The organism is Fusobacterium sp. (genome assembly GCF_019012925.1).
Taxonomy (GTDB): domain Bacteria; phylum Fusobacteriota; class Fusobacteriia; order Fusobacteriales; family Fusobacteriaceae; genus Fusobacterium_A.
Genome location: NZ_JAGIRL010000046.1, coordinates 25,005 through 34,508 on the forward strand (window position 1 = coordinate 25,005; position 9,504 = coordinate 34,508).

Here is a 9,504-nt window from a genome sequence, read left to right on the forward strand (position 1 = left end):
TAAAAATTTTCTCTGTAAAGCTTATAATGTGGTATAATTGTATAAAAAAGGAGGGTAAAATTATGATAAAAAACTTTGTACATTTACATCTTCATACTGAGTATAGCCTCCTTGATGGAGTAGGGAAGATAGATGATTATTTAGATAGAGCAAAAGAGCTAAATATGCAAGCTATTGCTATAACAGATCACGGAAACCTATTTGGAGCTTTGGAGTTTTATAAGAAAGCTAGAAAAAAAGGGATAAAGCCAATTATAGGATTAGAAGCATATGTAAGTGAGAATAATATGGAAGATAGAGAGGGACGTAATTTTCATCTTATCTTACTAGCAAAAAATAATATTGGATACAAAAATCTTTTAAAGATTAGTTCAGCAAGTTTTATTGATGGATTTTATTACAAACCTAGAGTGGACAAGAGATTTCTAAAGGAGCATAGTGAGGGAATTATAGCTCTATCTGCATGTATGCAGGGAGAGATTTCAAGAAGGATTTTAGATATGGAGCCAACTGAAAATATTTCAAAGGCTATTGCTGAGTACATAGATATTTTTGGTAGGGAGAATTTTTATATAGAAGTACAAGCAAATGGGATAAAGGAGCAGTTTGAATTAAATGAAAAGCTCTATGATCTAGCTAAGAGTAGTTCTTTAGAACTGGTGGCAACAAATGATACTCACTATGTAAATGAAGGAGAACACACATTACAAGATATTCTTATCTGTGTACAGACTGGTGCTAAAGTCAGTGATCAGAATAGAATGAGAATAGAGACAGAGGAGTTATTTTTAAAGAGCAGGGAGCAGATACTATCTCAATTAGGAGATAAGTATTTAGAGGCAATTGATAATACAATAACTATTGCAGAAAGATGTAATGTGGATATAGAGTTTGGACACTTTAAGTTTCCAGAGTATAAGATTCCAAGTTGTGTTAAGTCAATAGAGGAGTTTCTAAGAAAATTAGTATATTTTGGTTTGGATAGAAGATATCCTCATGGACTTACTGAAAGTATAGTGGAGAGAGTTGAGTATGAGTTAGGAATAATAGAGAAAATGGGGTATGCTGGTTATTTTGTTGTTGTATGGGATTTTATAGATTTTGCAAGGCGAAAAAATATACCTATAGGACCAGGAAGGGGTTCAGCAGCAGGATCTCTAATAGCTTATGCTCTAGGTATAACTCAATTGGATCCATTGAAATATAATCTTATTTTTGAAAGATTCTTAAATCCAGAGAGAATATCTATGCCAGATATAGATATAGATATTTGTCAGGAGAGAAGACAAGAGGTAATAGACTATGTTATTCACAAGTATGGAGCTGATAAAGTTGCTCAAATTATAACTTTTGGAACAATGAAAGCAAGGGCGGCAATAAGAGATGTAGGTAGAGTTTTGAATACACCATTAAATAAGATAGATAATATAGCTAAATTGGTACCTTTCAATTACACTATAAAACAGACTTTAGAAAATGTTGAAGAGTTTAGACATCAATATCTTGAGGATAGAGAACTACAAAAAGTTATAGATATTTCTTCAAGAATAGAGAATAAGGTGAGACACGCTTCTGTACACGCAGCAGGAATAGTGATAACAAAAGATTCTTTAACGGAGACAGTGCCACTGTATAGAGATAGTAAGAATAAAGTTGTATCTACTCAATATCAGATGAAAGAGTTGGAAGATTTAGGACTTTTAAAGATGGATTTTTTAGGATTGAGAAATCTAACAAATCTTCAAAGAACAATTGATTATATAAAAGAAGACTTAGGAGAGGAGATCAGACTAGAGGATATTCCACTCAATTCTAAAAAAGTTTATGATATGCTCTCAAGAGGTGACACTTCCGGAGTATTTCAATTAGAGTCTATGGGAATTAGAAAAATTTTAAAGAAATTAAGACCAGATAAATTTGAGGATATAATAGCTCTATTAGCACTCTATAGACCAGGACCTTTAGGATCAGGAATGGTAGATGAATTTATCAATGGAAAAAATGGAAAAATAGAGATAAAATATCCACACCCAAGTTTAGAGCAGACTTTGAAAGAGACTTATGGAGTTATTCTTTATCAGGAGCAGGTAATGAAGATAGCCAATATAATGGCTGGTTACTCTTTAGGAGAAGCAGATCTTTTAAGAAGAGCTATGGGAAAAAAGAATATTCAGATAATGGAGGAGAATAGAGAAAAATTTATAACACGTTCAATTGCAAATGGATATAGTGAAGACAAGGCATTTGAGATGTTTGAATTGATTGATAAATTTGCAGGTTATGGTTTTAATAAATCTCACTCTGCAGCATATGCTCTTATAGCTTATTGGACAGCGTATTTTAAAGCTCATTATATAAAGCATTACTATGCAGCTCTTATGACTTCAGAGATGTCACATATAGAGAATGTGGCCTACTATGTAGAGGATGCAAAATTACATAATTTAAAATTATATTTGCCAGATATAAATAGAGCTAGTTCAAAATTTATAGTAGATGGTGATGGTGTTGTATTTGCACTCTCAGCTATAAAAAATGTAGGAGAGGGGATCTCTGAAAAAATATTGGAAGAGTATGAAAAAAATGGAGAGTATAAAAATTTAGAGGATTTTGTTTTGAGGACAAAGCAGTATGGATTGAATAAAAAAGCTTTGGAATCTCTTATATTAGCTGGAGCTTTAGATAGTTTACCTGGAAATAGAAAGGAAAAATTTGAATCTATAGATAAGATTATAGAGTATTCAAATAGGAAATTAAAAGAGGACGATATTCAACAGATGAACTTATTTGGAGAGGCAAAATCATCTTTAGGAGCTTTTAATTTACCTCAATTACAGGAGTTTTCATCAGAGGAGTTATTGGCTAAAGAGAAGGAGTATTTAGGATTTTATTTCAGTGCTCACCCTTTGGATAATTACAGAAGATTGATAAAGTTATTTAAACTTTCATCAATAAATGAGATAAAAGAGGAGAAAAATGCACCTAAAATAAAGTGTTGTGGAATATTGAGAGAGATAAAAAAAATAGTTACTAAAAATTCAGGGAAAATAATGGGAGTATTCCAGTTAGAGGATTATTATGATAGGATAGATTGTGTAATATTTCCAAATGATTATGAAAATAGTGCTCACATACTTTTAGAGGGAAAGGCTGTATATATAGAGGGAAGCATTCAGATTGATTATTTTAAAGGTGTGGAGAATAAAAAATTAATTGTTAGAAAATTAAAGTTTTTAGAGGATATTATAAGAGAGAAAAATTTGAAATTATATATCTTAATGACAGAAGAGGACAGAGAAAAATTTAGTAGATTAAAAGATATTTTAAAAGGTTCAAATGGAACAACAGATGTATTTTTTGCTATAAAAAATAAGGAACAAAAAGAGGTGAAGAAGAGTAAGTATTCAGTTGTATTAGACAAAAGTTTCTTAGATGAGATCGCTTCTTTAATGGGAGAGGATAAGATAGTAGTAAAATAACATATGTAATTTTTATTGAAATAAATGGGAGTTAGTGGTAAAATATATAAAAAATGAGGAGGAATTTATGAAGGGTGATATGAATACAGTGGAAGAATTGATGAAAATTCTTCAGGAAAAGAAACTTACAGAAATATCATTAGAGACATCTGATATAAAGATTAATATAAAAGGATATTTAACTCCAGAGGAAAAGATCAATGCTCCAAAACCAAAGGCGAAAAAAAGTGTAGAGGTAAAAAAAGAGGCAGAAAATATTAAAGATGTTGTTTCTGAACATATAGGAATATACAACTATGTAAAAAAAGATGGAACTCCTAAAATCATTGTCGGACAACAAATAAAAGAGGGACAGGAGCTAGGAGAGGTAGTAGCTGTTGGAGTTGCTCTTCCTGTTGTAGCAAGAGTGTCAGGAATAATAGAAGAGATATATATAAATAGTGGTGATCCTGTAGATTATGGAAGACCATTAATAAAAGTAAGAATTTCATAATCGAAATATCTTGGATTATCAGGAGGAAAAAATAATGTTTAAAAAAATACTTATTGCTAACAGGGGAGAGATTGCTGTAAGAATAATAAGAGCAGCAAAAGAGCTAGGAATAAAGACAGTTGCTGTATACTCTGTTGCAGATAAAGATAGTTTACACGTAAGACTTGCTGATGAGGCAGTGTGTATAGGTGGAGTATCAAGTACAGAATCATATTTGAAGGTTCCAAATATAATAGCAGCTGCAGAGATAACAGGAGCAGATGCTATTCACCCTGGATATGGATTTTTATCAGAGAATGCAAAGTTCTCTTCAATCTGTGAGGAACATAATATAACGTTTATTGGACCAAGAGCAGAGTGTATAACTAAGATGGGAGATAAGGCTACAGCAAGAGCTACAGCAATTGCAAATAATGTACCTTTAACTAACGGAACAGGAATAGTAAGAAGCATAGAAGAGGCTAAAAAAGAGGTAAACGAGAGAATAACTTACCCTGTTATGATCAAAGCCACAGCTGGTGGTGGAGGAAAGGGAATGAGAATTGCTAGAAATGATGAGGAGTTAGAAACTAACATTGTAGCAGCTCAAACTGAAGCAGGAGCAGCTTTTGGAAACCCAGATGTATATATAGAAAAATTTGTAGAAAATCCTAGACATATAGAGATTCAAATCTTAGGGGATAAACATGGAAATGTAATATATCTAGGAGAGAGAGATTGTTCTATCCAGAGAAGACACCAAAAATTAATAGAAGAAGCACCTTCATTCTCATTACCTTATCATGTGAGAAAGGCTATGGGAGAGGCAGCAGTAACACTGGCAAAGGCGATAAATTATGATTCAGCAGGGACATTGGAGTTCTTAGTTGACAAGGATAATAATTTCTACTTTATGGAGATGAATACAAGAATTCAAGTTGAGCATACTATTACTGAGATGGTAACAGGGCTTGATATTATAAAACTTCAGATTCAAATAGCTTGTGGAGCAAAATTAAATATAACTCAAGATGACATAGTACTTTTTGGACACGCTATTGAGTGTAGAATAAATGCTGAGGATTCACAAAATAACTTCTTACCTTCACCAGGGGTTATCACAAAATATATAGCACCAGGAGGAAATGGAATAAGAGTTGACTCTCACTCATACCAAGGTTATGAGATAAGTCCTTATTATGATTCTATGATAGGAAAATTAATATCTTTTGGTATAAATAGAGAAGAGGCTATTGCAAAGATGAAAAGAGCATTAGAGGAGTATATTATAGAGGGAATAGATACAACTATACCTTTCCACTTAGAAGTGTTAAATAATGAGCTATATCTAGCTGGAAAAACTTCAACAAATTTCATTGAAGAAAATTTTTCGAAAAAATAATAATATAAATAGTAGTTTTTTTTGAAAAAATTAGTTATAATATATTAAGAGATTACACGGAGGTGTTACAAATGGGTGAATTAGGAAACATAAGAATATCTGATGATGTAGTAAAAACAATAGCGGCTAAAGCAGCTTCTGATGTAGAGGGAGTTTATAAGTTAGCTGGTGGAATGGCAGATGAAGTTAGTAAGATCTTAGGAAAGAAAAGACCAACAAATGGAGTTAAAGTAGAAGTAGGAGAGAAAGAGTGTAGTATTGAAGTATTCATAATAGTAGAGTATGGATATCTTATCTCTGAAGTAGCTCACGAGGTACAAAAAGTAGTTTTAAAGGCTGTATCTGAATTAAGTGGACTAAAAGTTGTAGAAGTAAACGTTTATGTTCAAGATGTAAAGATAAGAACAGAAGAGCCTTCTGAAAACGAAGATGAAGAATTAGATGCATAACTACATAGAGGTGTTAAAAGCACCTCTAATCTTTTATTATAGGTGGTAATTATGATAAAAAAAATAATATTCTTTTTTGCATGGCTAGGAATTTTTCTGATGTCAATAACTGGAATTGTCTATGTTGTTGTTCCTACATACTTAGTACAGTTCAATACTTATATTGGAACTTTAAGCTATGATATAATTGTATTTATAATCTCAGCTTTGTACTTTGTAATATCTATCTTAAAATTCTTATCTTTGTTTGAGAGAAGTAAAGATTATGAGATAAAGACAGAGGATGGAGTTGTATATATATCATCAGGTTCTGTTACAAGTTTTATAAGAGAGATATTATCTAAGGATAAAGAAATTTCTAATGTAAGAGTGGAAACTTCTAAAAAGAGTAGAAAATTTAACATAAAAGTTAGATTAGATATGCTATCAAATGGAAATATCTCAGGTAAATCATCATCAATACAGAATGAGATAAAAAGCAAGTTAGCTGATAAGATGGGATTGGAAGTTGGAACTATTGAGGTAAAAATCTCTAAATTATCAGTAAAAGATAGTAGTGGTTCTGAAGAGTAGAGGTGATACAGATGTTAGAAGAAATTATAGGAAATTTAATCTACAATAGAAAGAGATATCTGTATGCTTTATATGGATTTATAATAGCACTTTTATTGGTGACAGTAGGTGTGGTTAAAACAGTTTTTATCCTATTGGTGACTATACTTGGTTATCTATTGGGAAGTCCTAAAATAGTAAAAAAATTTAAAAAAATTAAAAATATATTATCTGAAAAATTAAATGAGGATTAAGAAAGGAAATCAATGAGTAGAAGAGTAGCAAGAGAAGAGTTATTCAAATTAGTTTTTGAAAGCGAATTAAAAGAAGAGAGCACAAAAGAGGTTCTAGAAAATTATTTAAAAAGAGATGAAGTTTTAACAAATGAAAATGAGATAGCTTTTATCAAAAAATATATGACTGGAATTACAGAGAACAATGATAAAATAATAGAAACTATCAATAATAACATCACAGGATGGAGTTTTGAAAGAATAGGAAATGTAGAGAAGGCTTTATTAAAATGCTCTGTATATGAGCTTTTATGTGAAACTACTCCACATGAGATAGTTGTAAATGAAGTAGTTGAACTTGCTAAAATATATGGAGATGAAAAGACTTTTGAATTTGTAAACGGTGTTTTAGCAAAAATAATAAACAAATAGAATAGGGAATAGTTACTGTCTTTTAAAGGATAGCTATTTTTTAGTGAAAAAAGGAGAAAATTTTACTGTAACAATCATTGTGTAAACACTGGTAAACTGAGGTAAAGCTTTCTCCTTTAATGTTAAATATATAAAAATATCTATGGTGAGGAGGATAAGTATGATAAGCTTTAAAAATGATTATAGTGAGGGAGCATTACCTTATATTATGGAGGCTCTATTAAAAACAAATCTAGAACAGACAGTGGGATATGGGGAAGATGAGTATACAGAGTTGGGAATAGAGGCAATAAAGAGAAGTATAGGTTGTGAAGATTGTTATGTTCGTTTATTAGTTGGAGGAACACAGACAAATCTTTTAACAATATCTCATATTTTAAGACCGTACGAGGCTGTAATAGCATCAGATACAGGTCATATTAGTATACATGAGGCTGGAGCTATTGAGGCAACTGGACATAAGGTTCTTGAATTACCAAATGATGGTGAGGGAAGAATAAATGTAGATATGATAAGAGAGTGTTATGAGCTATATAAAGATGATTTTCATATGGTAAAACCTAGAATGGTATATATTTCTAACCCAACAGAATTAGGTACATTATACACAAAAGATGAGTTGGTAAGTATCTCTAACTACTGTAAAGAGGTTGGAATGTATCTCTATCTTGACGGAGCTAGATTAGCTTCAGCACTAGCCTCAGAAAAGAATGATATAGAGTTGACAGATTATCCAAAATATTGTGATGCATTTTATATAGGTGGAACAAAGTGTGGACTTTTATTTGGAGAAGCTCTAGTAATAACTAACAAAGAGTTGGAAAGAGGATTTTTCTGTAGTACAAAACAGAGAGGAGCAACTTTAGCAAAGGGAAGATTGTTAGGAATACAGTTTGCAGAATTATTTGAGGGGGATAGATACTATCAAGTTGGAAAACACTCTAATGAGATGGCTACTCTTTTGAAAAAAGGTGTTTTAGAAGCAGGGTATAAACTAAAAACAGATTCATATACAAATCAACAGTTTTTCATCTTTCCAAATGAAAAAATTGAAAAATTGGGAGAAAAATATAGATATGAGTTTTGGGAAAAAGTAGATGAAGATAATTCAGCAATTAGATTTGTAACTTCTTGGGCAACTAGAGAGGAAGATGTAAAAGAACTTATAAAAGATTTAAAAACTTTATAAAAAAGTTGACTTTTTTGATAAAAAATTATATTATAAATATAGGGGGGTACCCCTATATTTTAATGTGGAGGTAAAGATTATGAAAAAAGTAGTAAAAATAGATGGTATGGGATGTATGCACTGTGTAAATAGTGTTAAGACAGCTTTAGAGGCATTAGAAGGAGTAGAAGTTTTAGAAGTAAAAATAGGAGAGGCAACTGTTGAGATAGCAGAAGACTATGATTTTAATAAGATAGTAGAAGCATTAGATGACGCTGGATATGAGGTAATTTAATGACTAAAAAAGATTATCAACTTGGTGGGGTAACCTGCCAAGTTTGTGTAAATAAAATAGAGAAAAAACTTTCTAAATTAGATGGAATGAGTGAAGCAGTAGTAAATTTATCCAATGGAAAATTGGGAGTAAACTATGATGAAAGCGTACTGTCTGATGATAAGATAGTAGAGGTAGTAAAAAAACTTGGTTATGAGATAGAGGAATTGAAAGATCTCAAAGAGGTAGAGTTAGAGATTTCAGGGATAACTTGCCAAGTTTGTGTAAATAAAATAGAGAAAAAAGTTGCCAAACAGGAGGGTGTAGACTCAGTAGTAGTAAATTTGGCAAATAGTCGTGGAAGAGTTGTATATGACTCTGATAAGATAAAACTTTCTGAGATATTAGAAGTTATAAAAAAATTGGGATATGATGCTAAAAAATATGAAGAGTTAGAGGAAGATACTAAAGAGATTGAGATGCAACAGCATTTTAAAAGAGAGTTTTTAGAGTTTAAATTGGCTATTTTCTTTTCAGCTCTTGTTTTTTATATCTCAATGGGAACAATGGTTGGATTACCAGTACCAAGTATAATTTCACCAGATGTAAATCCACTTAATTTTGCATTAATACAGTTATTTTTATCAATACCTGTTATCTACATAGGAAGAAGATTTTACAGAGTAGGGATAAAACAGTTGATAATGAGAAGTCCGAGTATGGATTCTTTAATAGCAACAGGTACAGGGTCAGCTATCATATATAGCTTGTATGGAACTTATAAGATAGCTCAAGGAGATGTACACTATGCACATGCTCTTTATTACGAATCTGGAGTTGTTATCTTAGCTCTTATTCTTTTAGGTAAATATTTAGAAGGAATAAGTAAGGGAAAAACATCAGAAGCTATAAAAAAATTGATGAGTTTAAAGAGTAAAAAGGCAACTCTAATAAGAGATGGAAAATTTATTCAGGTGGATATTGAAGAGGTAGAGATAGGAGAATTGGTATTAGTAAAACCTGGAGAGAGTATTCCTGTAGAT

Annotated in this window: 10 protein-coding genes; all 10 read left to right on the forward strand. The window is 31.4% G+C overall.

Translation table 11 applies throughout. The features are described from left to right. Positions 1-62: 62 nt before the first annotated feature. Complete coding sequence (locus QZ286_RS08490) at positions 63-3,479, forward strand: DNA polymerase III subunit alpha (RefSeq protein ID WP_291256530.1); 3,417 nt, start codon at positions 63-65, stop codon at positions 3,477-3,479. A 67-nt stretch (positions 3,480-3,546) separates the two neighbouring features. Continuing rightward, positions 3,547-3,972 carry a biotin/lipoyl-containing protein gene (locus tag QZ286_RS08495; protein ID WP_291256531.1) on the forward strand — a complete coding sequence of 142 codons (426 nt, stop codon included), beginning with the start codon at positions 3,547-3,549 and terminating at the stop codon, positions 3,970-3,972. Between the two features lie 34 nt (positions 3,973-4,006). After that, positions 4,007-5,353, forward strand: a complete 1,347-nt coding sequence (accC, locus tag QZ286_RS08500) for an acetyl-CoA carboxylase biotin carboxylase subunit (RefSeq protein WP_291256532.1) — start codon at positions 4,007-4,009, stop codon at positions 5,351-5,353. Between the two features lie 71 nt (positions 5,354-5,424). Next, on the forward strand, positions 5,425-5,802 hold the full coding sequence (locus tag QZ286_RS08505) for an Asp23/Gls24 family envelope stress response protein (RefSeq protein WP_291256533.1): 378 nt from the start codon (positions 5,425-5,427) through the stop codon (positions 5,800-5,802). Between the two features lie 51 nt (positions 5,803-5,853). Beyond that, complete coding sequence (amaP, locus tag QZ286_RS08510) at positions 5,854-6,375, forward strand: alkaline shock response membrane anchor protein AmaP (protein ID WP_291256534.1); 522 nt, start codon at positions 5,854-5,856, stop codon at positions 6,373-6,375. Between the two features lie 11 nt (positions 6,376-6,386). After that, complete coding sequence (locus QZ286_RS08515) at positions 6,387-6,608, forward strand: DUF2273 domain-containing protein (RefSeq protein WP_291256535.1); 222 nt, start codon at positions 6,387-6,389, stop codon at positions 6,606-6,608. 12 nt (positions 6,609-6,620) lie between these two features. Further along, the gene (nusB, locus tag QZ286_RS08520; protein WP_291256536.1) at positions 6,621-7,019 is read left to right on the forward strand and encodes a transcription antitermination factor NusB; all 399 of its coding nucleotides are present in this window, start codon (positions 6,621-6,623) and stop codon (positions 7,017-7,019) included. Between the two features lie 160 nt (positions 7,020-7,179). After that, positions 7,180-8,208: a low specificity L-threonine aldolase gene (locus QZ286_RS08525; RefSeq protein WP_291256537.1), complete on the forward strand. Its 1,029-nt coding sequence runs from the start codon at positions 7,180-7,182 to the stop codon at positions 8,206-8,208. 79 nt (positions 8,209-8,287) lie between these two features. Continuing rightward, positions 8,288-8,482: a heavy-metal-associated domain-containing protein gene (locus QZ286_RS08530; protein ID WP_291256538.1), complete on the forward strand. Its 195-nt coding sequence runs from the start codon at positions 8,288-8,290 to the stop codon at positions 8,480-8,482. Further along, positions 8,482-9,504 (forward strand): copper ion binding protein (locus QZ286_RS08535; protein ID WP_291256539.1); only part of this gene is annotated, 1,023 nt, incomplete at its 3' end. The genes QZ286_RS08530 and QZ286_RS08535, both read left to right, overlap by 1 nt.

Bases quoted from the DNA above. Each gene is read 5' to 3' on its own strand.
- QZ286_RS08490 (WP_291256530.1), top strand. From the start codon at position 63: ATGATAAAAAACTTTGTACATTTACATCTTCATACTGAGTATAGCCTC.
- QZ286_RS08495 (WP_291256531.1), top strand. From the start codon at position 3,547: ATGAAGGGTGATATGAATACAGTGGAAGAATTGATGAAAATTCTTCAG.
- accC (WP_291256532.1), top strand. From the start codon at position 4,007: ATGTTTAAAAAAATACTTATTGCTAACAGGGGAGAGATTGCTGTAAGA.
- QZ286_RS08505 (WP_291256533.1), top strand. From the start codon at position 5,425: ATGGGTGAATTAGGAAACATAAGAATATCTGATGATGTAGTAAAAACA.
- amaP (WP_291256534.1), top strand. From the start codon at position 5,854: ATGATAAAAAAAATAATATTCTTTTTTGCATGGCTAGGAATTTTTCTG.
- QZ286_RS08515 (WP_291256535.1), top strand. From the start codon at position 6,387: ATGTTAGAAGAAATTATAGGAAATTTAATCTACAATAGAAAGAGATAT.
- nusB (WP_291256536.1), top strand. From the start codon at position 6,621: ATGAGTAGAAGAGTAGCAAGAGAAGAGTTATTCAAATTAGTTTTTGAA.
- QZ286_RS08525 (WP_291256537.1), top strand. From the start codon at position 7,180: ATGATAAGCTTTAAAAATGATTATAGTGAGGGAGCATTACCTTATATT.
- QZ286_RS08530 (WP_291256538.1), top strand. From the start codon at position 8,288: ATGAAAAAAGTAGTAAAAATAGATGGTATGGGATGTATGCACTGTGTA.